The organism is Pseudomonas sp. PS02288, from assembly GCF_029959715.1.
In the GTDB taxonomy this organism is placed as follows: domain Bacteria; phylum Pseudomonadota; class Gammaproteobacteria; order Pseudomonadales; family Pseudomonadaceae; genus Pseudomonas_O; species Pseudomonas_O kuykendallii.
Genome location: NZ_JASCPA010000001.1, coordinates 297,268 through 322,952, shown reverse-complemented (window position 1 = coordinate 322,952; position 25,685 = coordinate 297,268). Strand labels below are relative to the sequence as shown.

26 protein-coding genes and 2 tRNA genes are annotated in these 25,685 nt (G+C 65.3%); 10 read left to right on the top strand and 18 right to left on the bottom strand.

Annotation, left to right across the window (positions count from 1 at the left end):
- Positions 1-63: 63 nt before the first annotated feature.
- The 5 genes from queF to QMX85_RS01520 form a co-directional block, all read right to left on the bottom strand.
- Positions 64-894 carry an NADPH-dependent 7-cyano-7-deazaguanine reductase QueF gene (gene queF, locus QMX85_RS01540; protein WP_282338406.1) on the bottom strand — a complete coding sequence of 277 codons (831 nt, stop codon included), beginning with the start codon at positions 892-894 and terminating at the stop codon, positions 64-66.
- Between the two features lie 83 nt (positions 895-977).
- Entirely contained in the window at positions 978-1,517 is a 540-nt protein-coding gene (locus tag QMX85_RS01535; RefSeq protein ID WP_282338405.1) for a cupredoxin family protein, read from the bottom strand.
- 92 nt (positions 1,518-1,609) lie between these two features.
- Positions 1,610-2,389 (bottom strand): ABC transporter permease, encoded by a 780-nt coding sequence (locus QMX85_RS01530; RefSeq protein WP_282338404.1) that lies wholly within the window; start codon positions 2,387-2,389, stop codon positions 1,610-1,612.
- Positions 2,386-3,318, bottom strand: coding sequence for an ABC transporter ATP-binding protein (locus QMX85_RS01525; protein WP_282338403.1), 933 nt, complete (start codon positions 3,316-3,318; stop codon positions 2,386-2,388). The genes QMX85_RS01530 and QMX85_RS01525 overlap by 4 nt, the downstream gene beginning before the upstream one ends.
- An 83-nt stretch (positions 3,319-3,401) precedes the next feature.
- Positions 3,402-4,022 carry a glutathione S-transferase gene (locus tag QMX85_RS01520; RefSeq protein WP_282338402.1) on the bottom strand — a complete coding sequence of 207 codons (621 nt, stop codon included), beginning with the start codon at positions 4,020-4,022 and terminating at the stop codon, positions 3,402-3,404.
- Between the two features lie 254 nt (positions 4,023-4,276).
- On the opposite strand from QMX85_RS01520, the gene QMX85_RS01515 reads away from it, so the two are divergent.
- Together QMX85_RS01515 and QMX85_RS01510 are read left to right on the top strand one after the other, a co-directional pair.
- Positions 4,277-6,724 (top strand): acyl-CoA dehydrogenase, encoded by a 2,448-nt coding sequence (locus QMX85_RS01515; protein ID WP_282338401.1) that lies wholly within the window; start codon positions 4,277-4,279, stop codon positions 6,722-6,724.
- 117 nt (positions 6,725-6,841) lie between these two features.
- A complete protein-coding gene (locus QMX85_RS01510; protein ID WP_282338400.1) occupies positions 6,842-7,249 on the top strand; it encodes a PA2817 family protein in 408 nt (135 codons plus the stop codon).
- 113 nt (positions 7,250-7,362) lie between these two features.
- On the opposite strand, the gene QMX85_RS01505 is transcribed toward QMX85_RS01510, so the two are convergent.
- Together QMX85_RS01505 and QMX85_RS01500 are read right to left on the bottom strand one after the other, a co-directional pair.
- Positions 7,363-7,524, bottom strand: coding sequence for a hypothetical protein (locus QMX85_RS01505; RefSeq protein WP_282338399.1), 162 nt, complete (start codon positions 7,522-7,524; stop codon positions 7,363-7,365).
- A 5-nt stretch (positions 7,525-7,529) separates the two neighbouring features.
- Positions 7,530-8,114: a hypothetical protein gene (locus QMX85_RS01500; protein ID WP_282338398.1), complete on the bottom strand. Its 585-nt coding sequence runs from the start codon at positions 8,112-8,114 to the stop codon at positions 7,530-7,532.
- Here QMX85_RS01500 and QMX85_RS01495 point away from each other — a divergent pair.
- On the top strand, positions 8,101-8,283 hold the full coding sequence (locus QMX85_RS01495; protein WP_282338397.1) for a hypothetical protein: 183 nt from the start codon (positions 8,101-8,103) through the stop codon (positions 8,281-8,283). The genes QMX85_RS01500 and QMX85_RS01495 overlap by 14 nt on opposite strands.
- 119 nt (positions 8,284-8,402) lie before the next feature.
- On the opposite strand, the gene QMX85_RS01490 is transcribed toward QMX85_RS01495, so the two are convergent.
- Positions 8,403-8,478: transfer RNA gene (locus QMX85_RS01490), tRNA-Gly, on the bottom strand.
- A gap of 2 nt (positions 8,479-8,480) precedes the next feature.
- Positions 8,481-8,556 (bottom strand) — tRNA-Glu (locus QMX85_RS01485).
- Between the two features lie 220 nt (positions 8,557-8,776).
- On the opposite strand from QMX85_RS01485, the gene QMX85_RS01480 reads away from it, so the two are divergent.
- Positions 8,777-9,547, top strand: coding sequence for a hypothetical protein (locus QMX85_RS01480; protein WP_282338396.1), 771 nt, complete (start codon positions 8,777-8,779; stop codon positions 9,545-9,547).
- A 9-nt stretch (positions 9,548-9,556) separates the two neighbouring features.
- Here QMX85_RS01480 and QMX85_RS01475 read toward each other — a convergent pair whose 3' ends face one another.
- Together QMX85_RS01475 and QMX85_RS01470 are read right to left on the bottom strand one after the other, a co-directional pair.
- Positions 9,557-10,039: a GAF domain-containing protein gene (locus QMX85_RS01475; RefSeq protein ID WP_282338395.1), complete on the bottom strand. Its 483-nt coding sequence runs from the start codon at positions 10,037-10,039 to the stop codon at positions 9,557-9,559.
- A complete protein-coding gene (locus tag QMX85_RS01470; RefSeq protein WP_282338394.1) occupies positions 10,036-10,926 on the bottom strand; it encodes an ATP-binding protein in 891 nt (296 codons plus the stop codon). Before QMX85_RS01470 ends, QMX85_RS01475 begins: the two co-directional genes overlap by 4 nt.
- A gap of 101 nt (positions 10,927-11,027) precedes the next feature.
- Here QMX85_RS01470 and QMX85_RS01465 point away from each other — a divergent pair, with 101 nt between their 5' ends.
- Entirely contained in the window at positions 11,028-13,340 is a 2,313-nt protein-coding gene (locus QMX85_RS01465) for an ATP-binding protein (RefSeq protein ID WP_282338393.1), read from the top strand.
- 11 nt (positions 13,341-13,351) lie between these two features.
- Here the strand turns inward: QMX85_RS01465 and QMX85_RS01460 are convergent, their stop codons facing one another.
- From QMX85_RS01460 to msrB, 3 genes are all read right to left on the bottom strand, one after another.
- Complete coding sequence (locus QMX85_RS01460) at positions 13,352-13,807, bottom strand: MarR family transcriptional regulator (protein WP_282338391.1); 456 nt, start codon at positions 13,805-13,807, stop codon at positions 13,352-13,354.
- The gene (locus QMX85_RS01455; RefSeq protein WP_282338390.1) at positions 13,804-14,289 is read right to left on the bottom strand and encodes a glutathione peroxidase; all 486 of its coding nucleotides are present in this window, start codon (positions 14,287-14,289) and stop codon (positions 13,804-13,806) included. The genes QMX85_RS01460 and QMX85_RS01455 overlap by 4 nt, the downstream gene beginning before the upstream one ends.
- A 165-nt stretch (positions 14,290-14,454) precedes the next feature.
- Positions 14,455-14,853, bottom strand: a complete 399-nt coding sequence (gene msrB, locus QMX85_RS01450; protein ID WP_090229222.1) for a peptide-methionine (R)-S-oxide reductase MsrB — start codon at positions 14,851-14,853, stop codon at positions 14,455-14,457.
- 170 nt (positions 14,854-15,023) lie between these two features.
- Between msrB and QMX85_RS01445 the strand changes: the two genes are divergently transcribed.
- From QMX85_RS01445 to htpX, 3 genes are all read left to right on the top strand, one after another.
- Complete coding sequence (locus QMX85_RS01445) at positions 15,024-16,235, top strand: pyridoxal phosphate-dependent aminotransferase (protein WP_090229224.1); 1,212 nt, start codon at positions 15,024-15,026, stop codon at positions 16,233-16,235.
- Positions 16,236-16,251: 16 nt separating this feature from the next.
- Positions 16,252-16,695 (top strand): hypothetical protein, encoded by a 444-nt coding sequence (locus QMX85_RS01440; protein ID WP_282338389.1) that lies wholly within the window; start codon positions 16,252-16,254, stop codon positions 16,693-16,695.
- A 118-nt stretch (positions 16,696-16,813) separates the two neighbouring features.
- Positions 16,814-17,686 carry a protease HtpX gene (gene htpX, locus QMX85_RS01435; RefSeq protein ID WP_282338387.1) on the top strand — a complete coding sequence of 291 codons (873 nt, stop codon included), beginning with the start codon at positions 16,814-16,816 and terminating at the stop codon, positions 17,684-17,686.
- 58 nt (positions 17,687-17,744) lie between these two features.
- On the opposite strand, the gene QMX85_RS01430 is transcribed toward htpX, so the two are convergent.
- On the bottom strand, positions 17,745-18,395 hold the full coding sequence (locus QMX85_RS01430) for a thiopurine S-methyltransferase (protein WP_282338385.1): 651 nt from the start codon (positions 18,393-18,395) through the stop codon (positions 17,745-17,747).
- Positions 18,396-18,545: 150 nt separating this feature from the next.
- Here QMX85_RS01430 and QMX85_RS01425 point away from each other — a divergent pair, with 150 nt between their 5' ends.
- Together QMX85_RS01425 and QMX85_RS01420 are read left to right on the top strand one after the other, a co-directional pair.
- Positions 18,546-18,965 (top strand): OsmC family protein, encoded by a 420-nt coding sequence (locus tag QMX85_RS01425; RefSeq protein ID WP_090229229.1) that lies wholly within the window; start codon positions 18,546-18,548, stop codon positions 18,963-18,965.
- Positions 18,966-19,024: 59 nt separating this feature from the next.
- Positions 19,025-19,888 (top strand): pirin family protein, encoded by an 864-nt coding sequence (locus QMX85_RS01420; RefSeq protein WP_282338384.1) that lies wholly within the window; start codon positions 19,025-19,027, stop codon positions 19,886-19,888.
- 10 nt (positions 19,889-19,898) lie between these two features.
- On the opposite strand, the gene QMX85_RS01415 is transcribed toward QMX85_RS01420, so the two are convergent.
- The 3 genes from QMX85_RS01415 to QMX85_RS01405 are packed head-to-tail and all read right to left on the bottom strand — an operon-like array spanning position 19,899 to position 25,420.
- A complete protein-coding gene (locus QMX85_RS01415) occupies positions 19,899-20,681 on the bottom strand; it encodes a dienelactone hydrolase family protein (protein ID WP_282338383.1) in 783 nt (260 codons plus the stop codon).
- Between the two features lie 45 nt (positions 20,682-20,726).
- Positions 20,727-21,719, bottom strand: coding sequence for an HD domain-containing phosphohydrolase (locus tag QMX85_RS01410; protein ID WP_282338381.1), 993 nt, complete (start codon positions 21,717-21,719; stop codon positions 20,727-20,729).
- A complete protein-coding gene (locus tag QMX85_RS01405; RefSeq protein ID WP_282338380.1) occupies positions 21,719-25,420 on the bottom strand; it encodes a PAS domain S-box protein in 3,702 nt (1,233 codons plus the stop codon). The genes QMX85_RS01410 and QMX85_RS01405 overlap by 1 nt, the downstream gene beginning before the upstream one ends.
- Positions 25,421-25,685 lie beyond the last annotated feature (265 nt).

Sequence of the window (25,685 nt, the reverse complement as noted above, 5' to 3'; positions counted from 1 at the left end):
TTTTTTTTAAAAACCACAAATACCGCCGCCCGCCCCCCCCCCCCCCCGGCGGGGCCCCCCACCTCACTGCCGGGCGAGTCGCCGGTTGTCGAAGGTCGTCGCGTGGTTGCTGCGATACGGGTTGATGTCCAGCCCGCCCCGGCGTACGTAACGCGCATGCACGCTGAGACGCTCCGGCTGGAGCAGATTGAGCAGATCCAGGTAGATGCGCTCCACGCACTGCTCGTGGAAATCCGAGTGCTGGCGGAAGCTCACCAGATAGGCGAGAAAACGCGCGTGGTCCAGTTTTGGACCGCAATACTCCACCACCAAGGTGCCCCAGTCAGGCTGACCGGTGACCGGGCAGTTGGACTTGAGCAGGTGGCTGTGGAAGCTCTCGTCGATCACTTCGCTCGCGTTGCAGCGCAGCAGCTCGGCCCGCGGCCGGCTGAAGTCGTCGATCTCCACATCCAGCTCGTCGATGCACACGCCGGCCGGCTCGGCGATGCCTTCCTCCGCCACCCGCCCCAGCGTCTTCAAGGTCACCGCCACCGTCGCGCCGGCGGCAGCGGACAAGTCGCGAACCAGAAGCGCCTGTAGCGCGTCAGGGGAGGCGAAGCGGGTCTGGTTCAGCGAATTGAGGTAGAGCTTGAACGACTTGGATTCGATGATGCTCGGCGAGTGCGCCGGAATCGCGAACTCGCCCACCGCCACCACCGGCTTGCCCGACACCGTCAGCCAGGACAACTCGTAGCAGTTCCAGTAATCCACGCCCGAATACGGCAGGCTCTGCGCGGTCAGGCCCAGCTCCGCCCATTTCGGAGCGCGCGGGATCGGAAACAGCAGTGACGGCGTGTAGGTGGAGACGTACTCGCTGGATTTGCCTAACGGCGAGTGTTCGGCGGGATGCTGCATGGCGATTGGACCTGACGGGGCGAAAACCGCGGCAGTCTATACAGTCGCCGCCCCGATAAAAACCGCAGGTGCCGGAAGGTGCCTCAGTCGATGTGGATTTCGCCCACCATGCCGGCCTGGTAATGGCCGGGCACGTTGCAGGCGAACTGCAGCCCGCTGGCCTGGGCGAAGGTCCAGACCAGCTCGCGGGTCTGCCCCGGCTGCACGAGCACGCTGTTGGGGTCGTCATGGGCCATGCTTGCGGCCGGGTTCGCCTCGCCATGGCTCGTCTCGACGCCGTGATCCATGCTCGCCATGTTGGCGTGCCCGGCCAGCGCGCCGGTGCTCTGCATGTCGAGCATCTCGCGCTGGTGTGCCGCGTGCATCTGCGCGTCGCCGAGGTTGAATTCGTGGACCAGCTTGCCCTCGTTCTTCAGCACGAAGCGCACCGTCTCGCCGGCCTTCACTTCCAGCAACTTCGGCGCGAAATAGATATCGCCCAGCGTCACCTCCACCGTCCGGGTGGCATCGGCAGCCTTGCCCGGCGCGCCGAAAGCGAAGGCCTGGGCGGGCGCGTGAGCCTGGGCGAGCTGGCAGAACAGCGCCAGCGCGCCGCAGACGAGCGTGGAAGAACGTGACGGCATGCTGAACTCCTGAAAGTCGACGGGTGCGAGTCGCCCGAGTATAGGAAGCAGCGCCGTGGCCGACGCTGCCGCAAATCAGCGACCGCCCCCGCTCACTGGCGCATGCCGCGACCGCTCACCAGCAGGCGAATGCACACCAGATAAAGGACCGCGGTCGCGCCCAGCATGAACACCACGGCGGTGCCGATATGGATGTCGGATACGCCGAGGATGCCGTAGCGGAACGCGTTGACCATGTGCAGGATCGGGTTGGCCAGCGACACCACCTGCCAGAACGGCGGCAGCAGATGGATCGAATAGAACACCCCGCCCAGATAGGTCAACGGCGTCAGCACGAAGGTCGGGATGATCGAGATATCGTCGAAGTTGCGCGCGTAGACGGCGTTGACGAAGCCGCACAGCGAAAAGATCGTCGCCGCGAGGAAGATCACCAGCACCGTGATGCCCAGGTGATGCAGCGTCAGGTGGGTGAAGAACAGCGACAGCACCGTGACGATCGCCGCCACCGCCAGCCCACGCAGGACGCCGCCGATGACGTAGCCGATGAGGATGATGTGCGGCGACACCGGCGAAACCAGCAGCTCCTCCACCGAGCGCTGGAACTTGGCGCCGAAGAAGCTCGACACCACGTTGCCGTAGGCGTTGGTGATCACCGACATCATGATCAGCCCGGGCACGATGTACTCCATGTAGCTGAAGCCGCCCATCTCGCCGATGCGCGCGCCGATCAGCCGGCCGAAGATCACGAAGTACAGCACCATGGTGATCGCCGGGGGCAGCAGCGTCTGCGGCCAGATACGCAGGAAGCGCCGTACTTCGCGGTAGACGATGGTCTGCAACGCGACCAGGTTGGGACGCAGTTCGCCGCTCATCTCGCCACCTTCGCCAGGTTCTGTTCGACCAGGGACACGAACAGTTCCTCCAGCCGGTTGGTCTTGTTGCGCAGGCTCAGCACCTCGATGTTCTGCGCCGCCAGTTGGGCGAACAGGTCGGTGATGCCGAGGCTCTTCTCCACCTGCACCTCGAGGGTATGCGAGTCGATCAGGCGCGCCGGGTAACCCTCCAGCTGCGGTTCGATCAGCAGCGACTCCTTCAGGTCGAGGAGGAAGGTTTCCGCATGCAGCTTGGCCAGCAGCGCCCGCATGCTGGTGTTCTCGACGATCTGCCCGTGGTCGATGATGCCAATGTTGCGGCACAGCTGTTCGGCCTCTTCCAGATAGTGCGTGGTGAGGATGATGGTGATGCCCTTCTTGTTCAGCTCGGTGAGGAAGCTCCACATCGAACGACGCAGCTCGATATCCACGCCGGCGGTGGGTTCGTCGAGGATCAGCAGGCGCGGTTGGTGAACCAGCGCCCGGGCGATCATCAGGCGCCGCTTCATCCCGCCGGACAGCTCGCGGGACGCGGCGTTGCGCTTGTCCCACAGGCCCAGCTGGGTCAGGTATTCCTCGGCACGCTCGCGGGCCTGGCGCAACGGAATCCCGTAGTAGCCGGCCTGGGTGGTGACGATGTCGAAGACCTTCTCGAACTGGTTGAAGTTGAACTCCTGCGGCACCACGCCGAGGCAGCGCTTGAGCGCCGAAGGCTGCGCATCGAGGTCGTGGCCGAACACGTTGACCGTGCCGCCGCTCTTGTTCACCAGGGTCGAGAGAATGCCGATGGTGGTGGACTTGCCGGCCCCGTTGGGGCCGAGCAAGGCGAAGAAATCGCCTTCGGCCACTTCCAGATCGATGCCCTTGAGGGCCTGAAAGCCGTTGCCGTAGGTTTTGGTCAACTGCCGGATGGACAGTGCAGAACTCATAGTGAATGCACGCGCGAGAAAGAGAGTGGATTAGATAGGGGCGGAAGGTACCGATTGCAACCGCGTGTTTCGCGGCACCTCACTCAGGTGAGCGCCGTCATCACCGCACGCTGGAAGGCCGGACGCTCGCGCAGACGCGCATACCAGGCTTCCAGATGGGGCAGCGAGGACCGTTCGATCGGCATCTCGAACCAGGCGTAGATGAAGCTCCCCAGCGGGATATCGCCCATGCCGAACGCCTCGCCGGACAGCCACGGCTGGCGGGCCAGGGCCTGTTCGGGAACCGCCAGCAGGTTGGCGCAGAGGCTACGCGCCGCTTCGATGGCGACCAGGTCGCGGTCGGCTTCGGCAGTGCGCAGCATTCCCCAGAACACCGTGCGGTATGGCGCGGCCAGCGACGAGGTCACCCAGTCCATCCAGCGATCGGCACTGGCACGCGCCTGCAGTTCCGCCGGCTGCAATCCGCCGTCGGCATGCTTGGCGCTCAGATAGCGGACGATGGCGTTCGACTCCCAGAGCACGAAACCGTCGTCCTCGATCAGCGGGACCAGGCCGTTGGGGTTCTTCGCCCGGTACTCCGCGTCGCCAACCACGCCAAAGGCGCCGCCCGCGTCGATCTGCTCGTACGGCAGGCCCAGTTCCTCGGCGCACCAGAGCACCTTGCGCACGTTGTTGGAATTCTTGCGGCCCCAGATCTTCAGCATCACATACCTCGGCTCGTTCCATTGCAATGGTCGGAGTCTACCTTCCCCGAGACCGTCATGGGCCATGGCGATGGGCGAACTCCCCTATCCGCCGGGGGTCACTATCCACGAAGCGTTCGGTCCGAGATGGACGATGATCCACCCAGGATCGCACCATGGCGATCCGCTCGAACCGCTCCTGCCGCCACCACGAACGGTGGCGGCCAGTTACAGACAGCACTGCCTTCGAATGCTGTCTTCACGGAGGATTTCACATGCTGGTCGTTTGGTTGCTGGTTCTTGTCGTCGGCATCGCCCTGCTCGCCCACTGGCGTGTATCGCCACTGCCGTCTCTCGCCGCGGTCGCGGTCTACCTGGTCGCCATGGGCGTTTCCGGCCATGCGCCGGTGTTGCTCATGCTGGTCCTGTGGCTGCTGTGGCTGGCCATCGCGGTGCCGCTGCTGCTGCCCGATTTCCGCCGCCGGGTATTCAGCGGGCCGCTGTTCAACTGGTTCCAGAAGGTGCTGCCGCCGATGTCGGCCACCGAGAAGGAGGCCATTGATGCCGGTACCGTGTGGTGGGACGGCGAGCTGTTCAGCGGTCGACCCAACTGGGATGTGCTGCTCGACTATCCCGCGCCCCGGCTGACCGACGAAGAACGCGCCTTCATCGAGGGGCCGACCGACGAACTCTGCGCCATGGTCAGCGACTGGGACATCGCCCAGCGCATGGACCTGCCGCCCGAAGCCTGGGACTTCATCAAGGCCAACGGTTTCTTCGCCCTGATCATTCCGAAGCAGTACGGAGGTAAGGGCTTCTCCGCCTACGCGCACTCGCAGATCGTGATGAAACTGGCCACCCGCAGCGGCGACCTGGCATCCACGGTGATGGTGCCCAACTCCCTCGGCCCGGCCGAACTGCTGCTGCATTACGGCACCGAGGAACAGCGCAACCACTATCTGCCAAGCCTCGCCAGCGGCCAGGATATCCCCTGCTTCGCCCTCACCGGCCCGCATGCCGGCTCCGACGCCGGCGCGATGACCGACAGCGGAATCATCTGCAAGGGTGAGTGGGAGGGCCAGGAAGTGCTCGGCCTGCGCCTGACCTGGGAAAAGCGCTACATCACCCTCGGGCCGGTTGCCACTCTCCTCGGCCTGGCCTTCAAGACCTACGACCCGGACCATCTGCTCGGCGAGCAGGAGGAACTCGGCATCACCCTGGCACTGATTCCGACCTCCACGCCGGGTGTCGAGATCGGTCGTCGCCATGTCCCGCTGGGCGCGGCGTTCATGAACGGACCGAATTCCGGCAAGGACGTCTTCGTCCCGCTGAGCTACATCATCGGCGGTGAGGAAATGATCGGCAAAGGCTGGATGATGCTGATGAACTGCCTGTCGGTCGGCCGCTCGATCTCGCTGCCGGCGGTGGGCACCAGCGCGGCCAAGGCCACCGGTTATGCCAGCGGCCGCTACGCGCAGATCCGTGAGCAGTTCAACGTGCCACTGTCGGCGTTCGAGGGCATCCAGGAAGCGCTAGCACGCATCGGCGGCAACGCCTGGCTGATGGATGCCGCCCGCGTACTCACGGCCAATGCGGTCGACCTTGGCGAGAAACCCTCGGTGCTCTCCGCGGTGCTCAAGTACCACCTGACCGAGCGCGGGCGCGAGTGCATCGCCCACGCCATGGATATCCACGGCGGCAAGGGGATCATCATGGGGCCGAAGAACTATCTCGGCCGATCCTGGCAGGCGGCGCCGATCTTCATCACCGTGGAAGGCGCGAACATCCTGTCGCGCAACCTGATGATCTTCGGCCAGGGCGCGATTCGCTGCCATCCGTTCGTGCTCAAGGAAATGGCCCTGGTCCACGAACCGGACCGCGACGCGGCGCTGGTGAAGTTCGACCGCCTGCTGATGCAGCACATCGGCTTCGCCGTCAGCAACGCCGCCAGCACGCTGGTGCTCGGGCTCAGCTTCGGCCTGCTCGGCAAGGCGCCGGGGCGTGGCTTGTCGCGCAGCTATTTCCGCTCGCTGAACCGCCTGGCAGCCGCCTTCGCCATGCTCGCCGACCTCAGCATGATGCTGCTGGGTGGGGAGCTGAAGCGCCGCGAACGGCTCTCCGCGCGCCTCGGCGACGTGCTTAGCTACCTATATCTGGGCTCGGCAGCGCTCAAGCGCTTCCATGACCTGGGTTACCCGGCGGAGCAACAGGCGTTGCTGAGCTGGTCGCTGGAGGAATGCCTGGGCAAGGCGGAACTGGCGCTGGAGGGCATTCTCGCCAACTTCCCGAACCGCCTGCTGGGTGCCCTACTGACCCTCGTGGTGTTCCCCTTCGGTCGCCGTCACCCCGGCCCGAGCGACGAGCTGGACGCCGAAGTGGCCGCGATCCTCGGTCGCCCCGAAGGCGACCCGGCGCTGGAGCAACTGCTCGACGGCTGCTTCCGCCCGCAGGACCCGAACGACGCGGTGGGCGGCCTGAAACACGCCTTCGACCTGCTCGCGTCGAGTCACGCCACCTCGCGCAAACTGCACAAGGCGCTGAAGGACGACCAGTTCCAGCCCAAGGCCGGGCAGAACCCGATCGATGCGGCCCTCGAGGCTGGCGTGCTCAGCAGCGAGGAGGCGCACACCCTGCACCAGGCTGAAATCGCCCGGCGCGCGGTGATCGACGTCGACGATTTCGCCAAGGAAGACCTACTGCCCAGCGCCGACAAGGTGCGCTGACTCCCAACGGCGCGCCGGGCCGGGGTAACCCGGCCTACATCGGCTAGCTACAGGCCAGGCCTACGCCGCGCCTACGCGGCCCCGCTATAATGCGCACCCCCACTTCACAGGTATCCCATGGTCACTTCATACATCAATCACAACCTGACCCTGCTGGCCCACCTGCGCGGCATCCTGATCGCGCTTGGCGAAGCGGAACAGATTCCCGATGAAAGCCATGCGCTGTTCGTCGAGCGCTTCGACGAACTGGTCAAGGCGCTGCCGAACATCCCCGAGGAACGTCACCTTGGCCAGGACATGATCTGCCAGGTGTTCCACCGTTACCCGCAGATCGCCCACTTGGTGCCGCGCGATCTGCTGTGGTTCTTCGGCGGCGACTGCCTGCATTTCATGCCGGAGGAGGAAATCGCCCAGTTCCAGGACCTCGAGGAGCGCCGCTTCGCAGCCGAAGAGAAAGGCGAACCGTTCGATTGGGGCCAGGAGCGTCAACTCCTGTCGATACCCGAGCAGACCGCCAAGCACTGACGAGCACGCCGAAAAAAGGCCCTCGCGAATCGTTCGCGAGGGCTTTTTTGTCTGCGGGAGTGCTCGCCTTCAGGCGGCCGGCATCGCCGAAATTGGGCCCGGTCATCGTTACGTCATACCGCGCAGCGAATGCCCAGCTCGACCCACAACCCATCTTGCGCATAGGTCAGCTCCGCCGGCGTGCGGCTGCTGGTGGGGTTCTGCGCGAAGCTACCGGCCTCGCGCTCGGCATCGCTGTCGCCGACCAGCACGCGGCGTTGCGTGCGCGTACGCAACGCCGTCAGCAGTTCCGGGCAACTCGTCCACCGCCCGCGGGTCGATGGGCGCCTCCCAGAGCAGGCTGCCCGGCGCCAGCGACAGGCATCGGTCGGGCAGGATGCTGGGGCGGCGAAAACGCCTGGATCACCGCCGGTCGGTAGTGCATCAGATCGTCCGGCACCAGATCGGTGTCGGCGGTGAGGATGGCGCGCAGAAACTCGCCGAAGTGCACGTCCACCGGCGGCAGGTAGTCCAGCGCGCGGATGCGCAGGCGCAGCACATGATCGGCGGATTCTGCTCGTCGCCACCGAAAAGGCGCATCAGGTCCGCCGTGCTTTGCTCGTAAATGGTGACGAAGGCGTCGTAGGTGGCTGCCACCAGGATCGCGCCCCGCTCGTGCGGCTCGGTCAGCCGTCGCCAGCAGCGTGGGATCGAGCAACTGGTCGCCGTTCTTGTCGTCGATGGCTTCGCATAGCGCCCGGTCGCCTCGCCGAACTGGCGCGCCAGCCCGGTGAGCCAGGAATTTCCGGACAGGCGACCGCGACGCGTCGCCAACTGGCTGGAAACGACTTCCAGTAGGGTGAACGAAACCGATGTGGTTCTCCATAGACAGCACCGAAGGCGAGGCCCAGGCCGGCGATGCTGCTTTCGCCTCGGCCATCGATACCAACCTGAGGCGGCTGTCCGAAACGGAAATGAACGTACTCACCCAGCATGGCGCCGCACTGGTGAACACACGCATCGAGAGGTACGCACCGGAACGGCTGGCCGGCTAGCTCCGCTGGGGACGCAGCGCCGGAGAGAACCGCGCATGGGAAGAATGCCGGAAACGAAAAAGGCGGCCCGTAGGCCGCCTTTTTTGGCTATCAGGTTTTGGTAAGCCTGACTGCAGATTTGGAGCGGGAAACGAGACTCGAACTCGCGACCCCGACCTTGGCAAGGTCGTGCTCTACCAACTGAGCTATTCCCGCAATGGCGTCCCCTAGGGGACTCGAACCCCTGTTACCGCCGTGAAAGGGCGGTGTCCTAGGCCACTAGACGAAGGGGACGCAGCCCGGAACTTACGACTTCTTTTCCGGCTTCTGGCGTTTCGCTTTTGGCTTCACGCTGGAAGTGGCGCGCATTCTATTTAGCCTTCGAAAGGTCGTCAAGCACCCTTCAAATATTTTTTTAAATCAACGACTTCAACTGCTGTCAGCGCGCCACTATCGGATGACACGTCAAGTCTCTACACTCGGGCAAAACGCGCACACTAATAAGGTGAAGAAGATGTCACCCATCGTCATTTCGGTCCTGGTAGCCGCCGGCATCTTGCTGTTGCTGGGCATCGGTTACATCAACCACATGGTGGAAAATAACGCGCTGGAGAAAGCGCGACTGCGCGCTGACCTCACGGACCGCACCCGTCGCATCGGCGATCTGTCGGAGGTCTTCCCAGGGCAGTACATGACGCCGTCGCTCAAGCTGCTGCTGGTCGGGCTGGAGCTAAAGCTCAGCGAACGGCTGCTGACGGTCGACAAGAACAACGCCGAGTTGCGCGCACGCATCGCCTACCTGCAGCCGCTGTTCGCCCAGGGTGAAGGCATAGTCCCGGGCAACCCGCCGCAGCCGATAAACAATGACGGTCAGGCCAAGGAGGTACGTTTCCAGCTGGAAACCCTGCACGGGCAGATTACCCGCGCCGCCCAGGAAGGCCTGCTCTCGGCCAACGATGCCAAGCAGTGGATCGCCAACGTGCGGCACATCCTGGTGCTGCTCCACATCGAGTTCTTCACCAACCTCGGCCAGCAGGCGCTGCAACAGAAGCTACCGCGTCAGGCGCGGCTGGCCTACGAGCGTGGCGTGCAGTTCCTGCGTAAGCAACCCAACGTCGCGCAGTACAAGGCGGAACGCGAGAAGCTGGAACAGCAGCTAGCTCAGACCGAAGCGATGATCCTCGCCTTCGACCAGCCGCATCAGGAAGAAAGCACCGAGCTGAACGCCGGCCTGTCGCAGCTGGAGGAGGATGACGTCTGGCAGAAGAAGAACATCTACGACTGAATACCGCGATCAACAGTCGGTCAGCCGCAGGAAGATCGCCGCCAGACGCTCCAGACCCTGCTGGTCCGCCTCACCGAAGCGGGCCAGGTCTGGGCTGTCCAGGTCGAGCACGCCGATCAGCCGCCCGTCCTTGAGCAACGGAACGACCAGTTCGCTGTTCGAGGCGCTGTCGCAGGCGATGTGGCCCGGGAATGCGTGCACATCCTCGACCCGCTGGGTTTTCCCGGTCGCCGCCGCGGTGCCGCAGACACCACGCCCGAAGGGAATCCGCACGCAGGCCACCTTGCCCTGGAACGGCCCCAGCACCAGCTCCTCGCCACGCGCCAAATAAAACCCCGCCCAGTTCAACGCGCCAAGCTCATGAAACAGGAACGCCGAGAACTGCGCCGCGTTGGCGATGAAATCGCGCTCGCCGGCCAGCAGCGATTCCAGTTGCGCCGCCAGCAGGCCGTAGCCTTCGAGGCCCTCGCCGACCTCGTCGAACGCGATCATGCCTCGGTTCCCAGCAGTTGCAGCCCGACCCACTGGCGGGCGAACTGGTACGCGCAGCGCCCATTGCGGTTGCCACGACCCGAAGCCCAGCGGATCGCCTGCTTCTCCAACTCCTCGCTCCATTGCCATTGCAGGCCCGCCTGCTCTGCCATGCTGCCGATCCAGTGGCGCACGACATCGAGGAAATGCTCCTGGGTGAAGGGGTAGAAAGACAGCCACAGGCCAAAGCGGTCGGACAGCGCAATCTTGTCCTCCACCGCCTCGTTGGGGTGCAGCTCGCCATCCACCATCTGCCAGTTCTCGTTGTCGCTCTGCTTCTCGGGCACCAGATGGCGGCGGTTCGAGGTGGCGTAGAGCAGCACATTCTCCGGCGCGCGCTCCAGCGAGCCGTCGAGCACACTCTTAAGCACGCGGTAGTCCCCCTCGCCCGCCTCGAACGACAGGTCATCGCAGAACAGCACGAAACGCTGCGGCAGACGCATCAGTTGCTCTACCACCCGCGGCAGATCGGCCAGGTGATCGCGCTCGATCTCGATCAGGCGCAGGCCGGCGGCGGCGTTCTCCGCCAGCAGCGCCCGGACCAGCGACGACTTGCCGGTGCCGCGGGCGCCCCAGAGCAAGGCGTGGTTCGCCGGCAGGCCGTCGAGAAACTGCCGGGTGTTGCGCGCCAGTTGCTCGCGCTGGCGATCGACGCCGATCAGGTCGTCGAGGTTCAGGTCGAGGCTGACCTGCAACGGCAGCAGGAAGCCGGAGCGCCCTTCGCGCTGCCAGCGCGCGGCCAGGCAATGATTCCAGTCGAGCGGCGGGCGCACCGCCGGAAGCAGCGGATCGAGGCGCGCCAGGACGCTTTCGGCACGTTCCAGAAAGACGGACAAACGAGGTTCCATCGAATACTCCTGCGACTCGTCGATGACGCGCCGGGTGATGCCGGCGACGCGGTTGATTGGGCTATGCTTGGACGGCGACGGACTCGAGTTGGCCGCTACCCATGGATATATCGTTCACCGACCGCTTGTCGTTCAAGCAGGCCAGCCTGACGGTACTGGTAGCATTCATTCTCGGCACGCTACTGAGCCTGATCCAGGTTGGCGTCGATTATGCCAGCGAAGATGCGTCCATCGATCGCGAGATGCAGACGCTGCTGGAAATCGCCCACAACCCCGCGGCGCGCATCGCCTACAACATCGACGCGGAACTGGCGCAGGAACTGGTCGAAGGCCTGCTGCAATCCCCCGCCGTGATCCGTGCGGAAATCATCGACAACGACGGGGTGCCCCTGGCGAGCGTCAGCCGGACACCGCATGTCGACGGCTATCGGCTGTTCAGCGACATGCTGTTTGGCGAGCACCGCGGCTTCGAATCGACCCTGTTCGTCGACCACGACCCCGGCGAGAACCTCGGCCTGCTGCGTCTGCAAGTCGACACCTATGCCTTCGGCGACCACTTCCTGCGCCGCTCGTTGATCACCCTTCTTTCCGGCTTCGCCCGCAGCCTGCTGCTTTCGCTGATCCTGCTGGTAATGTTCTACGCCATGCTGACCAAGCCGCTGGCCGGCCTGGCGCGTGCACTGAGCACCCGCGACCCGCGCGACCCGCATCAGCGGCTGGAGCTTCCGGCGGGCCACGAGCACGACGAAATCGGCGTGCTGGTGCAGGCCATCAATCAGCAATTGCAACTGACCAGTGCCGAGATCGAGCAGCGCCGCGAAGCCGAGAATCGACTGACGCAGTACCTCGGCGAACTCGAAGGCATCGTTTCGGCGCGTACCGCCGAAGTGGAAGCGGCCAACGCGCGCCTCACGGCCTCCAACCGCGACCTGCAGGCCGCCAAGCGCACCGCACAGGAAACCGCGCAGGCGCGTGCCGCCTTCCTCGCCCACATGAGCCACGAAATCCGGACGCCGTTGAACGGCCTGCTGGGGATGCTTTCGCTGTCGATGGACGGCCCGCTCGGCACCGAGCAGCGCCAGCAGCTGTCGATCGCCCACGACTCGGGCAAGGTCCTGGTGGAGCTGCTCAACGATATCCTCGACCTGTCCAAGTTCGAGGCCGGGCAGCTGGAGCTGGAGCGGATTCCCTTCGACCTGGGCAGCCTGGTGGAGGACACCGCCAGCCTGCTGTCGCAGAACGCCAGCCCCGGCGTGGAGTTGACCTGCCTGATCTCGCCGGGGCTGCCGAGCCAGTTGCTGGGCGATCCGACGCGTGTCAGGCAGATCGTCAGCAATCTGCTTTCCAATGCGCTCAAGTTCACCCGCACGGGTCGCGTCGATGTGAAGGTCCGGCCCAGCGCGAACGGTGTCTGCATCATCGTCCGCGACACCGGAATCGGTATCCCGCCCGCGGCCCAGGCGCGGATCTTCCATCCATTCGCCCAGGGCGGCGCCGGCATCACCCGCCAGTACGGCGGCACGGGCCTCGGCCTGGCGCTGGCACGGCGGCTCTGCGAAGCCATGCAGGGCGAGCTTGAGCTGGATTCGCGCGAGGGCCAGGGCAGCCAGTTCATCGTCGACCTGCCACTGCCGGCGCATCAGCTCGCCGCGCCGGTCCACCACATGAACGGGCGGGTCGTCGCGCAGATCGCCGCCGACAGCGGCCTGGATGAACTCCTCGACACCTGGCTGCCGGCGTTCGGCCTGGAATACTGGCGCCAGGACCCTTTGCAGTCGCTCTCCGGGACGCAGGTAGATCTGCTGATCAGCGATCGCGCGGAAAATCTGCTCGGTCTGCGAGCCGAAACCTCAGCGCCCCTGCTGCTGATCACGGCCTACGGCAACTTCCTGCCGACCGAGGAAACGGCGCACCTGGCACCGCTGGAGCAGTTGGCACGACCGCTGTCGCGCGCCGCGCTCGCGCAGTCGCTGTCACGCCTGCTCGGCCAGGAGCCGACCAACGTCGACCTACGGCAGCGCGAGGAAAAGCCGTTGCGCCGCGCACGGGTGCTGCTGGTCGAAGACAACGCGGTCAACCAGCTCGTGGCCAAGGGCATGCTCGGCAAGCTGGGCTGCGAGGTAGCGGTCGCCGGACATGGCGCCGAAGCGCTGGCGTACCTGGAGGGGCAGGACGTCGATCTGGTGCTGATGGACTGCAACATGCCGGTGATGGACGGCTACGAAGCCAGCCGGCGAATTCGTCGCGACGGACGCTGGGCCGATCTGCCGATCATCGCGCTCACCGCCAATGCCCTGCCGGACGAACGCGAGCGCTGCCGCAGCTGCGGGATGAACGATTACCTGGCCAAGCCGTTCCGCCGCGAAGAACTGGCGGCGATGCTCGACACCTGGTTTTCACCCTCCGCCCACTAGCGAATCGCCCTTCAGCCATCGAGCAGGTGCAGCAGCCGATCCAGGCGCTCGCGCAGATCGATCAGCTCACCGGCATCCACGTCCGCCATGCACTGCAGGCGCTGCTGCACCGGCGGAACCCGGTCACGCAGGGCCAGGCCAGCGTCGGTGAGGCCGAGGTGCACTTCCCGCTCGTCCCGAACGGCGCGCTGCCGGCGCACCAGGCCGAGTTGCTCCAGGCGCTTGAGCAACGGCGTCAGGGTTCCGGAATCCAGCATCAGGCGCTGGCCCAGCGCCTTGACCGTCGGCTGCCCCGGATCGCTGGCCTGCCATTCCCAAAGCACCATCATCGCCAGGTACTGCGGATAGGTCAGGCCGAGCGCATCGAGCATCGGCTTGTAGCCGCGGATGACCGCCCGCGAAGCGGCGTACAGCTTGAAGCAGATCTGCTGATCCAGCGCCAGACCGGCCTCCTCGGCAGGACTCACGTGAGCAGCGCCTCGATCTCGCCCGTCAGCTCCTCGGGCTTTGTGGTGGGAGCGAAACGCCTGACCAGCTGGCCATCGGCGCCGATCAGAAACTTGGTGAAATTCCACTTGATGCCCTGGCTGCCCAGCAGTCCGGGAGCGCGCTTCTTCAACTGGACGAACAGCGGGTGCGCGGCGGCGCCATTGACGTCGACCTTCTTGAACAGCGGGAAACTGACACCGAAGTTCAGTTCGCAGAACTCGGAGATGGCGCTCTCGTCGCCGGGTTCCTGCTTGCCGAACTGGTTGCACGGGAAACCGAGCACCACCAGGCCCCGGTCCTTGTATTCCTGCCAGAGCTTTTCCAGGCCTTGGTATTGCGGGGTGAAGCCGCACTTGCTCGCGGTGTTCACCACCAGCAGGGCCTTGCCACCGAAGTCGGCGAGGGATTTCTGTTCGCCCTTGATGGTGGTGCAGGGTATGTCGAGGAGTACGTCGCCCATGGTCGTTGTCCTTGTCGAGGGAAGAAGACGAAACATAGCAATCAATTGAATTGCACACAATTTATAATCATCCACAAGTCCTTTTCAGTTCGCCAAGCGGCAACGTCACAGCGCCAGGTAAGGTGGGCTGGAGCCCACCCTACGAAGGCGGTGCGTCTGCTGGAATCAGGCGTCGCGCGGTTCGAGCTTCAGCGACGCCGAGTTGATGCAGTAGCGCATACCGGTCGGGCGCGGACCATCGGGGAACAGGTGGCCGAGGTGGGCGTCGCAGCGCGCGCAGCGTACTTCGACACGGTGCATGCCATGGCTGAAGTCCTCCAGTTCGCGGATCGCCTCGGGCGACACTGGCTGGAAGTACGCCGGCCAGCCGCTGCCGGAGTCGTACTTGGTTTCGGAGTCGAACAACGCGGCGTCGCAGCAGGCGCAGCGGTAAAGGCCGGGCGTCTTGCTGTCGTTGTACTTGCCGGTGAACGGGCGCTCCGTACCGCCCAGGCGGCAGATGTGGAACTGCTCGTCGGAGAGCTCCTCGCGCCAGGCGTCCAGGGGTTTTTCAAGCTTGTCCATGGGGTTACCTCGTAGCGGAAAAAAGCCCGGGCTGTACCTTTTCCGGTCATCGGGCCGGACGTATCATGCCTGACTTTCGACAGCGGCCTGGCGTCCGGGTTGCGGCCCGCCCCCTCTCCGCCCTCCTCCAAGCGCGACCGTCCGCCGCGCCATTCGGGACATCCAGCCTCATGCAGTTCAGCAAATCGAACAAGCTCGCCAACGTCTGCTACGACATCCGCGGCCCGGTGCTCAAGCACGCCAAGCGCCTGGAAGAGGAAGGCCAGCGCATCCTCAAGCTGAACATCGGCAACCCGGCGCCGTTCGGCTTCGAGGCACCCGAGGAAATCCTCCAGGACGTGATCCGCAACCTGCCCACCGCGCAGGGCTACAGCGACTCGAAAGGCCTGTTCAGCGCACGCAAGGCGGTGATGCAGTACTACCAGCAGAAGCAGGTCGAAGGCGTCGGGATCGAGGACATCTACCTGGGCAACGGCGTTTCCGAACTGATCGTGATGTCGATGCAGGCGCTGCTCAACAATGGCGACGAGGTGCTCATCCCGGCCCCCGACTACCCGCTGTGGACCGCCGCGGTGGCCCTTTCCGGCGGCAAGCCGGTGCACTACCTGTGCGATGAACAGGCCGGCTGGTTCCCCGACCTCGCCGACATGAAGGCGAAGATCACGCCGAACACCAAGGCGATCGTGCTGATCAACCCGAACAACCCGACCGGCGCGGTGTACTCCAAGGAAGTGCTCGAGGGCATCGTCGAACTGGCGCGGCAGAACGGGCTGGCGCTGTTCTCCGATGAAATCTACGACAAGATCCTCTACGACGAGGCGGTGCACATTTCCACCGCTTCGCTGGCGCCGGACGTGCTTTGCCTGACCTTCAACGGGCTGTCCAAGTCCTACCGCGTGGCGGGTTTCCGTTCCGGCTGGGTGGCGATCTCCGGGCCCAAGCAGCATGCGCAGAGCTACATCGAGGGCCTCGACATCCTCGCCAACATGCGCCTGTGCGCCAACGTTCCGAGCCAGCATGCGATCCAGACCGCGCTGGGCGGCTACCAGAGCATCAACGACCTGGTACTGCCCAACGGCCGCCTGCTGGAACAGCGCAACCGCACCTGGGAGCTGCTCAACGACATCCCAGGCGTCAGCTGCGTCAAGCCGATGGGCGCGCTCTACGCGTTCCCGAGGATCGACCCGAAGGTCTGCCCGATCCACAACGACGAGAAGTTCGTCCTCGACCTGCTGCTCTCGGAGAAACTGCTGATCGTCCAGGGCACCGCGTTCAATTGGCCGTGGCCGGACCATTTCCGCGTGGTCACGCTGCCGCGCGTCGACGATCTCGAACAGGCCATCGGGCGCATCGGCAACTTCCTCAAGACCTATCGCCAATGAGCCACCGGGGCGCCTGATGGATCTGCAGATCGACGAGTTCTACAAGGATGCCGCTGCCGGCATGCTGCTGCTCTATCAGGCGTTTCCGCGCAAGGTGGGGCTGTACGTCGTCGACCTCATCGGCTTCGAGGAGCCCGACGAGTTCGGCCTGCCGAGCAAGCGTCACCAGAGCTGCCTCGGCGCGCTGATCTGGCTCGCCGACGAGGGCTACATCCGCTACGAGTCAAGCATCCGCTACGAAGCCCTCGATCAGGCGGTGCTTAGCGAAAAGGGCTTCCTGCGCCTGTCCAGGCCAGTGCCGCATGTGGCCGGCAGCGCCGAACTGCCGGCGGCCGTGCGCCGTGTGCAGGGCACCCTCGCCCATCAGTTACGCGAGGCGCTGGCCGAGGGCCAGAGCGAGCGCATCGCCCGGCTGGCCCGGCTGATCTTCGACCGTGCGCCGGCATCCCAGCCGGAATGACCCGCCGCAGAGGGCACACAGGACACAGTTTGATACCAGAGCTTGGTTGAACTGGCCGATGGCGCCCCTTATATAGCCGACGTACTTACTCTGTTATCCCGTGAGGATCGTTTTAACCATGATGCGCATCCTGTTGTTCCTGGCCACCAACCTGGCGGTTCTGGTCATCGCCAGCATCACCCTCAAGCTGCTCGGGGTGGACCGCTTCACCGGTCAGAACTACGGCAGCCTGCTGGTCTTCTGCGCCGTCTTCGGTTTCGCCGGCTCGCTGATTTCGCTGTTTATCTCCAAGTGGATGGCGAAGATGAGCACCGGCACGCAGATCATCAGCCAGCCGCGTACCCGCCATGAGCAGTGGCTGCTGCAGACCGTCGAGCAACTGTCCCGCGAAGCCGGCATCAAGATGCCCGAAGTGGGCATCTTCCCCGCCTACGAGGCCAACGCCTTCGCCACCGGCTGGAACCGCAACGACGCCCTGGTCGCGGTCAGCCAGGGCCTGCTCGAGCGTTTTTCGCCGGAGGAAGTGAAAGCCGTACTGGCCCACGAGATCGGCCACGTGGCCAATGGCGACATGGTCACCCTGGCGCTGATCCAGGGCGTGGTGAACACCTTCGTGATGTTCTTCGCGCGGATCTTCGGCAACTTCGTCGACAAGGCGATCTTCAAGAACGAAGACGGCCACGGCATCGGCTACTTCGTCGCGACCATCTTCGCCGAGCTGGTGCTGGGCATCCTCGCCTCGATCATCGTCATGTGGTTCTCGCGCCGTCGCGAATTCCGCGCCGACGAAGCCGGCGCCAACCTGGCGGGCACCAACGCGATGATCGGTGCGCTGCAACGCCTGCGTTCCGAGCAGGGCGTGCCGGTGCAGATGCCCGACAGCCTGACCGCGTTCGGCATCAACGGCGGCCTGAAGAATGGCCTGGCCGGCCTGCTGATGAGCCACCCGCCGCTGGAGGAGCGCATCCAGGCGCTGCGTCAGCGCGGCTGATTGGGGCAGAAATTAAAAAGGGCGGTCTCGACCGCCCTTTTTACTGCCCGCGACACGGCTATCGACGCAGCCTGTAGACGCTCTCCTCCAGCCGCGTAAGCCCGCGCTGGAGGAATCTCCAGTTTTCACCCAGCACGTCCAGCGACTCCAGCGTGTCGATTCGCCAACCCGCGTACAGCTGGCGAACCTCCGCGTCCGCGACGGCGAACGGCGGGCCGCTCATCTGCGTCTGGTCATAGTCGAGGGTGATCAGCAGGCCTTCGCTGCGGGACGGCAGGATACGCTCCAGGTGCTCGACGTAGGCCCGGCGCATCGGCGGTGGCAGTGCGATCAGCGCGGCGCGGTCATAGACGGCCGCGCAATCGGCGACGTCCTCGGCGCTCAGCGCGAAGAAATCGCCACACCACAGTTCGACGTCGCCATGCCGATGCACGCTGAACGCGCCGCGCTGCTCGACCTGCGCCTCCAGCCCGCGCTCGGCGAAGAAGTCCTGCACCGCCCGCTCCGCCAGCTCGACGCCGATTACGCGCAGACCGCTCGCCGCGAGCCAGTCGATATCCAGGCTCTTGCCGCACAGCGGCACCAGCACCTGAGCGCCCTTCTCCACCCCCAGCGCGGGCCAGTGACGACGGAGGTAGGGGTTCACCTCATCGAGGTGAAAACCGATTTCGTTGCGTGACCAGCGTGCCTGCCAGAAATCCGCTTGCATCGTGTGTGTCTGCTCCATCGTGGTCGGTGTCTCGCAGAATAATCCAATCGGCGTGCCTGCGGCGCCTCCCGCCCACGACTTTCAAGCGGCAGGGAACGTCGTCGATAATAAGCGCTCAATTGGGTAGCCTTCCCGCACGAGAGAACAACGATGAGCGTGATCGTCAGCAGCGAATCCAGCGACAACTACCGCCAGCGCATCGAGGTGGACGAACGCCACGAGCTCTACACCGACCTGCCGACCTCGGCCGGCGGCGAAGGCAGCGCGCCCGATCCGCACGATTACTTCGACGTCGCCCTGGGCACCTGCAAGGCGCTCACCGTGACCCGCTACGCCCGCGACAAGGGCATTCCGCTGACCGGCGTGAGCGTCGAGGTCAGCCACGATGGCAGCGAGGAGCGCCAGGGCCGCTATGCCATGAGCGTGGTCCTCACGCTCAAGGGCTCGCTGACCGCCGAGCAGCGCGCCAGCCTGCTGCGCGTGGCGGACAAATGCCCGCTGCACAAGCTGATGACCACCGCCGAGGTGAGCATCGACACCCAGCTAAGCGAAGGCGCCTTCAGCCAGTAGCGCTTTTCTGCCGGGCGTAACGCGGGCATCCTCTTCGCACCTTCAACTGGAGCGTCGTCATGTCCGAACTTCGCCTTCTGCGTGCCCACCGCGAGGAACTCGCCGGCCAGGCCATACTGCGCAGCCTGCCGGCTGCGCAATGCCGCAGCGTCGGCCCCTTCGTGTTCTTCGACCACATGCTGCCGACGCAGTACCCGCCCGGCCATGGCATGAACATCCTGCAGCACCCGCACATCGGCCTGTCCACCCTCACCTACCTGTTCGAGGGCGAGCTGCTGCACAAGGACAGCCTCGGCTCGGCGCAGCAGGTGGGCCCTGGCGAAGTGAGCTGGATGACCGCCGGCAGCGCGGTGGCCCATGTCGAGCGCACGCCCGAGGCGCTGCGCGAACGCGGCTCACTGCTGCACGGCCTGCAGGTCTGGCTGGCGTCGCCACGCGCGGACGAATGCGCCGAGCCCTGCTACAGCCATCACCCGGCCGATAGCCTGCCAGCCAGCGAAAACCTGGGCGTGCATATCCGCGTGATCGCGGGAGAGGGTTTCTGCCTGAAGTCGCCGGTGCCGGTGCTCTCGCCAACGCTGTATGTCGAGCTGCGCCTTAGCGCAGGGGCGTCGCTGGTGATTCCGGCGGAGCATGAGGAGCGCGCGCTCTACCTGATCGAGGGCGAGGCGCTGGTGGAGGATCAGCCGCTGACGGTGCAGACGCTGACGGTACTGACGCCCGGTGAAGCGCTCACGCTGAGCGCCTGCGCTGGCTCGCATCTGGTGCTGATCGGCGGTGCACCGCTGGACGGGCCGCGACGGATGAACTGGAATTTCGTCGCCAGCAACCCAGCGCTGATCGAGCGCGCGCGTCAGCGCTGGAGCGCGGGCGACTGGCCGCAGGTGCCCGGCGAAACCGGGCGTATCGAGCTGCCAGCCTAGAGCTGCCCGATCAGGCGCGCGGCACGAAGGCTTCGCTGAAGAAGTCGTCGAGCGCGCGGAACGCCCGCGCCGCCGCCACCGGATGGTATTCGGTCATGCCGGGCACATTGGCCGCCGGGTTGCTGAACGAGTGCACCGCGCCACCGTATTGCACCAGTTGCCAGTCCACGCCGGGCGCCGCCTGCATCTCGGCGATGAAGCCCTGGACCTGGTTCTGTGGCACCAGCGGGTCATTGGCGCCGTGCAGCACGAGGATCGAGCCGCGGATATTGCGGGCATCGTCCGGGTTCGGCGTATCCAGGGTGCCGTGTAGGGAAACGAAGCCCTTCAGCGGCACGCCGGCGCGGGCCATTTCCAGCACCGTGCAACCACCAAAGCAGAAGCCGATGGCGCCCAGACGATCGAGGTCGAGCTGCGCTTCGCCGGCCTGGGCCTGGAACGTCGTCAGCGCCGCTTGCGCGCGCTTGCGCAGCAACCCGCGGTCGGCGCCCAGCGGGCCGATGGCGGCGCCCGCCTCGTCGGCATTCTGCGGACGCACGGCGCTGCCGTAGAGATCCGCGACGAAGACCACGTAACGCTCGCCGGCGACACGCGCGGCCTTCTTCAATGCATTGCCGGTCACGCCCATCCAGTTCGGCACCATCAGCAGGCCGGGCCGCGGCGCGGCCAGCGAGGCGGATTGCACCAGCCAGCCTTCGTGGGGCATGCCGTCGATTTCATAGGCAACCGGTTTGGCCAGCACCTGGGCGGCAGCCAGCTCGGCTACGGCGTCCTGCAGGGAATTCGAGGTCATCAGGTTTCTCCGTTGGAATGAAAAGTCGGTCCGCCGGAGCGGGATTCACTCCTCCGCCCAGCGGGCCTTGATCGCGAGTACGTCCGGCAGACAACCCATGAACAGCTCGACCAGCCGCGGATCGAAATGCCGTCCGCTTTCGCGCCGGAGCAGGTCCAGGGCGTCCTCCACCGTCCATGCCGCCTTGTAGGGGCGCACGCTGGTGAGCGCATCGAAGACATCGGCAATCGCGACGATACGCGCCTCGAGCGGGATGGCTTCGCCTGCCAGCCCGAGAGGATAACCCGAACCGTCCCATTTCTCGTGATGCCCGAGCGCGATGCGTTGCGCCGTGCGCAACAGGCCGGAGGCGTGCTCGCCGATGATCCGCGCGCCGATGGTCACGTGGCTGCGCATGACCCGCCATTCGTCTTCGTCGAGGGCGCCGCGCTTGCGCAGGATGGCGTCCGGAATGCCGATCTTGCCGACGTCGTGCATCGGCGCAGCGTGCAGCAACTCTTCCGCCTGCGCCTCGCTGTAGCCGGCCGCACGCGCGAGCACTTGCGAGTAGTGGCTCATGCGAATCACGTGGAGACCGGTTTCGTTGTCCTTGTACTCCGCCGCCAGCCCGAGCCGCTGGACGATTTCCAGGCGGGTCTGGCGCAGCGTTTCGACGTGCACCAGCGACAGATGAGTGCGCAGTCGCGCCCTGACAATCGGCGGGCTGACCGGTTCGGTGATGTAGTCCACGGCGCCGACCTCGAAACCCTTGGCCTCGTCGTCGGTGTCCGCCAGGGCGGTGACGAAGATCACCGGTATTCTCGCGGTGCTCGGCTCGGCCTTGAGGGCGCTGCAGACCTCGAGACCGGTCATGCCCGGCATCATCACGTCCAGCAACACCAGATCGGGCGACTCGGTGAAGGCCAGTTCGAGGGCCTTGGCGCCGGATTTGGCGAAGAGCAGCCGGTAATCGTCCTGCAGGATGTGCCGGAGCACCTGCAGATTGGTCGCTTCGTCATCGACCAGCAGCAGTTTGGGTCGACTGTCCATTCTATCCATCAGGCGACCTCCATCTCGTTCAGCCTGTCCTGCAGAGCCTGTAGCCGTTTTGCCGCCTCCTCGAACTCGAAATCGTCGAGCAGCTGCTCCAGCGCAGCCAGCTCCGCCCCCGCGGTGGCCTCGCACAGTGCGCTGCGCACGGACGCCCACAGCGGCTCGTTCAGTTCGCCATGCTCCAGGCTGTCGATGAAGTCAGGCAGCACTGCCCGCAGCGCCGCGGCGTCGAAGGGCATGTCCGCCGCGTCGGCGAAGCGCGGAGCGGAGCGCGGCGCATGCAGAGCCAGGCGGTCGGTGACCGCGGCGAAGGCGCTGGCCAACTGCGCCTGAAGGTCGTCGAAAGCGCTCATCGCGGGATTCTTCAGCGCCTGCTCCAGCGTAGCGGCCCGCTCGCAGAGGTCCACCAACGCCAAGTTGCCCGCCACCCCGCGCAGGCGGTGCGCCTGCGCGACGGCAGTTTTCCGATCGCCGGCACGCAACGCCGCGCCGAGCCGCGCGCAGGCTTCCTGGTTCTGCTCGAGGAAGTGCGTAATCCCATCGCGCACGGCCTGTTCGCTGCCCCAGAGGCGCATGCCCCTGTCCCAGTCGATCACGCCGCCGTGGGCCGGCTCGCTCACCGACGGCACGCTCGCCGCGGCACGTAAACCAAACACCCGGCCCAGCTCGGCGAACAGCGCGGCGACGTCGATCGGCTTGGAGGTGAAGCCGTCCATGCCGGCTTCATGGGCGCTGCGGCGGTCCTTTTCCAGCACGCTGGCGGTGATCGCGATGATCGGCGTCCGTGGCATGCCGTGCTGCGCCTCGATCGCGCGAATCCGCCGGGTCGCTTCCAGGCCATCCATGCCGGGCATCTGCACGTCGAGCAGCAGGATATCGAAGCGGCCGGACTCGAACGCCGCGACGGCTTCGGCGCCGTCGGGCGCCTGCACGATACGGTGGCCCTGCTCGCCGAGGATCATGCTCAGCAGTTCGAGGTTCTGCGGCATGTCGTCGGCCAGCAGGATGTCCAGCGGCGGCAGCTCCTGACGCAGCGGCGCCAGGGCGAGTGGGCCGGCGTCGACCGCCTCCAGCGGCAGCAGCACGTGGAACACGCTCCCGACGCCCAGCTCGCTCTCCACGGTTATCTCGCCGCCCATCAGCTCGCACAACTGGCGTGCGATGGTGGTACCGAGACCGGTGCCGCCGAAGCGCCGGCTCATGGAGGCGTCGGCCTGGGCGAACGGATCGAAGATTTTCTGCAGACGATCGGCGGCAATGCCGATGCCGCTATCCTCGATGCGCAGGTGCACACGCCCCTGGTCCTCGAACACCGCCAGGCGCACGCCGCCCGCCTCGGTGAACTTCACCGCGTTGCCGAGCAGATTGGTCAGTATCTGCTGCACGCGCAGCGGGTCGCCGGAGAACCAGTCGCCAAGCTCGGCCGAATAATCCAGCGTCAGGCTCAGCCCCTTGGCTTCGGCGCTCAGGCTGAGCGAGGCGACCAGTTGTTCGCACAGGTCGCGCAGCGAGAACGACACGCTCTCCAGCTCCAGCGCGCCCTTTTCCAGCTTGGCGGTGTCGAGGATGTCGTTGAGCAGCCCCAGCAGCGAACGCGCGGAGTGCCGCACGGTTTCCAGATGACGACGCTGGGTCGGGTCCAGCGAGGTGCCAAGCAACAGCTCGGAGAAGCCGATCACCGCGTTCATCGGTGTCCGGATCTCGTGGCTCATGTTGGCCAGGAACGAGGTTTTCGCGGCCGCGGCCTGCTCGGCGCGCTCCTTGGCGAGGCGCAACTGGTTCTGGATTTCATGGCGGGCGCTGACGTCGGTGGCGAACTTGACGATCTTGAACGGTTTGCCGTCGCTATCGAAGATCGGGTTGTAGGACGCCTGAATCCAGATGTTTCGCCCATTCTTGCCGCGCCGATGGTATTCGCCGGCATCGTATTCACCCGCGCGCAGGCGCCGCCAGAAGTCCTGGTACTCGTCGCTGGCAACGTAGTCGGGATAGCAGAACAGGCTGTGGTGCCGGCCCTGGATTTCCTCCAGCGTGTAGCCGGAAAGCGCCAGCAGGTTCGCGTTCGCGGTGAGTACGCGCCCCTCCAGATCGAACTCGATCATACCCATCACGCGACTGATGGCTTCCACGGTACCTTCGTATTCGGCGTTGCGCAGCTTGCTCTCGGTGATGTCCAGCATCACCCCGTCGACCCATTGCGGCTGGCCTTGGTCATTGAGCACGGCGCTGCCGCCCTCCCAGATCCAGTGCTCGTGACCCTCGCGGTCGATCAACCGGTACTCGATCACATAGCTTTGCCCCGCCGCGATGGAGGCCCTTACCTCGTCGTCGAACGCTTTCATGTCGTCGGGATGAATCAGTTCGCCGATACGTACTTCCTGCGCCATGAACGCACCTGCCGGCCAGCCGGTCAGCCCCTCCACCGCGTCGCTCACGAACAGGGCGGTCCAGTACTCGTCCAGCAACACGCGGAACGACACCCCGGGGATATTGCGAATCAGCGAGCGGTATTGCTGCTCGCTGTCGCGCAGCGATTGCTCCATCGCCTTGCGCTCGCTGATGTCGGAAACGAAGCCGACGAAGAGGACCTGGTCAGGCAGCACAGCCATGCCCAGGGCGAGACGGATCGGCAGCAAGCTGCCGTCGCGGCGCAGCCCGAGCGTTTCGCGGCTCTGGCCGACGACGTCCACCGGCTCCCCGTGCGCGTAGGCGTGCAGGTAGCCGGCGTACTCGCGGCGCACCGCCTCGGGCATCAGCATCTCGAAGTGGCGGCCGATCAGCTCTTCGGTGGACCAGCCGAACAGCCGTTCTACCAGGCGGTTGGCGCTGACGATATGGCCCCGCTGGTCGAGGGTGACGATGCCGTCGACTCCGGTATCCAGCAGCGTGCGCATCTTCGATTCGCTGCTCTGCATCTGCAGGTACATCAGCCGGTAGCGCAGCAGGCTGTTGGCGGCCAGCACGAACACGCTGAGGGTCAACGCGATCAGGGTCACGGCGAGGGCAATGTAATTCGCGTGCAGCGCGCTCTGGGCAACGTCCAGCGTCGGGCTGCCGACGAAACGGGCGCCAATCATGCCGGTGTAGTGCATGCCGGAAATCGCCAGCCCCATGACGCTCCCGCTGATCAGCACTGCCTGGAACGAGGACAGGTTCCTCACGCGCACCAGGCGGAAACGAATCCACAACGCCAGCACGGCAAGGCCGACCGCCACCACGATCGACAGGGCGAACCAGATCGGGTCGAAGCGCAGCAGCGGGCCCATGCGCATCGCCGCCATGCCGGCGTAGTGCATGGCGCCGATCCCGGCGCCCACCAGCAGGCCGCCGACCCACAGGGCGCTGGCGCTCAGGCGTGGTCGCGAGAGCAACTGCAGGGCGACCCAGGACGCGCCAAGGCTCGGCGCCACCGACAACACGGTGATTCCCGGTTCGTAGCTGACTTCGGTACAGAGCTGCAGGGCCAGCATGCCGATGAAGTGCATCGACCAGACGCCCCCACCCAGGGCCAGCGCACCGGTACCGATCGCTACCTGGCGATAGAGAAGACTGGCGCTGGCGCGCGCCACACCGGCCATTTGCAGCGCCATGCTCGAGGTGAACACCGCGATAGCCAGCGAAAGCAGCACCAGCCAGGGGTTGTAGCTGGCGAGCAAGAGTAGGCCCGGATCGCGGGTATCGCCGAACAGGGAAATCAGTTCATTCATGGGACGGTTCTACGTGCACTCAGGAGCTGACAGCTGACGAGCCCTGGCCGGCAAGCCTGCGTGAGCGCCTCGAGGCGCTTCTGATCGATTGAAAACGACGGCCCGATTCGGTCGGGCAGCCAAATGACATCAATGTGCCACCATAATACCTCAGCGGCGCGCCCAGCCTAAAGCCTCCTCGCGGAAGGGCCTCATTGATCCTCTATAACGACCCGATTGATTTTTTCTGTACCCGAAACGACAAAAGGCCCGCCTCCGGAAAGAG

Excerpts from the sequence above, each read along its gene's own strand:
- queF (WP_282338406.1), bottom strand. The coding sequence starts at position 894 with ATGCAGCATCCCGCCGAACACTCGCCGTTAGGCAAATCCAGCGAGTAC.
- QMX85_RS01535 (WP_282338405.1), bottom strand. The coding sequence starts at position 1,517 with ATGCCGTCACGTTCTTCCACGCTCGTCTGCGGCGCGCTGGCGCTGTTC.
- QMX85_RS01530 (WP_282338404.1), bottom strand. The coding sequence starts at position 2,389 with ATGAGCGGCGAACTGCGTCCCAACCTGGTCGCGTTGCAGACCATCGTC.
- QMX85_RS01525 (WP_282338403.1), bottom strand. The coding sequence starts at position 3,318 with ATGAGTTCTGCACTGTCCATCCGGCAGTTGACCAAAACCTACGGCAAC.
- QMX85_RS01520 (WP_282338402.1), bottom strand. The coding sequence starts at position 4,022 with ATGCTGAAGATCTGGGGCCGCAAGAATTCCAACAACGTGCGCAAGGTG.
- QMX85_RS01515 (WP_282338401.1), top strand. The coding sequence starts at position 4,277 with ATGCTGGTCGTTTGGTTGCTGGTTCTTGTCGTCGGCATCGCCCTGCTC.
- QMX85_RS01510 (WP_282338400.1), top strand. The coding sequence starts at position 6,842 with ATGGTCACTTCATACATCAATCACAACCTGACCCTGCTGGCCCACCTG.
- QMX85_RS01495 (WP_282338397.1), top strand. The coding sequence starts at position 8,101 with ATGTGGTTCTCCATAGACAGCACCGAAGGCGAGGCCCAGGCCGGCGAT.
- QMX85_RS01500 (WP_282338398.1), bottom strand. The coding sequence starts at position 8,114 with ATGGAGAACCACATCGGTTTCGTTCACCCTACTGGAAGTCGTTTCCAG.
- QMX85_RS01480 (WP_282338396.1), top strand. The coding sequence starts at position 8,777 with ATGTCACCCATCGTCATTTCGGTCCTGGTAGCCGCCGGCATCTTGCTG.
- QMX85_RS01475 (WP_282338395.1), bottom strand. The coding sequence starts at position 10,039 with ATGATCGCGTTCGACGAGGTCGGCGAGGGCCTCGAAGGCTACGGCCTG.
- QMX85_RS01470 (WP_282338394.1), bottom strand. The coding sequence starts at position 10,926 with ATGGAACCTCGTTTGTCCGTCTTTCTGGAACGTGCCGAAAGCGTCCTG.
- QMX85_RS01465 (WP_282338393.1), top strand. The coding sequence starts at position 11,028 with ATGGATATATCGTTCACCGACCGCTTGTCGTTCAAGCAGGCCAGCCTG.
- QMX85_RS01455 (WP_282338390.1), bottom strand. The coding sequence starts at position 14,289 with ATGGGCGACGTACTCCTCGACATACCCTGCACCACCATCAAGGGCGAA.
- msrB (WP_090229222.1), bottom strand. The coding sequence starts at position 14,853 with ATGGACAAGCTTGAAAAACCCCTGGACGCCTGGCGCGAGGAGCTCTCC.
- QMX85_RS01445 (WP_090229224.1), top strand. The coding sequence starts at position 15,024 with ATGCAGTTCAGCAAATCGAACAAGCTCGCCAACGTCTGCTACGACATC.
- QMX85_RS01440 (WP_282338389.1), top strand. The coding sequence starts at position 16,252 with ATGGATCTGCAGATCGACGAGTTCTACAAGGATGCCGCTGCCGGCATG.
- htpX (WP_282338387.1), top strand. The coding sequence starts at position 16,814 with ATGATGCGCATCCTGTTGTTCCTGGCCACCAACCTGGCGGTTCTGGTC.
- QMX85_RS01430 (WP_282338385.1), bottom strand. The coding sequence starts at position 18,395 with ATGCAAGCGGATTTCTGGCAGGCACGCTGGTCACGCAACGAAATCGGT.
- QMX85_RS01425 (WP_090229229.1), top strand. The coding sequence starts at position 18,546 with ATGAGCGTGATCGTCAGCAGCGAATCCAGCGACAACTACCGCCAGCGC.
- QMX85_RS01420 (WP_282338384.1), top strand. The coding sequence starts at position 19,025 with ATGTCCGAACTTCGCCTTCTGCGTGCCCACCGCGAGGAACTCGCCGGC.
- QMX85_RS01415 (WP_282338383.1), bottom strand. The coding sequence starts at position 20,681 with ATGACCTCGAATTCCCTGCAGGACGCCGTAGCCGAGCTGGCTGCCGCC.
- QMX85_RS01410 (WP_282338381.1), bottom strand. The coding sequence starts at position 21,719 with ATGGATAGAATGGACAGTCGACCCAAACTGCTGCTGGTCGATGACGAA.
- QMX85_RS01405 (WP_282338380.1), bottom strand. The coding sequence starts at position 25,420 with ATGAATGAACTGATTTCCCTGTTCGGCGATACCCGCGATCCGGGCCTA.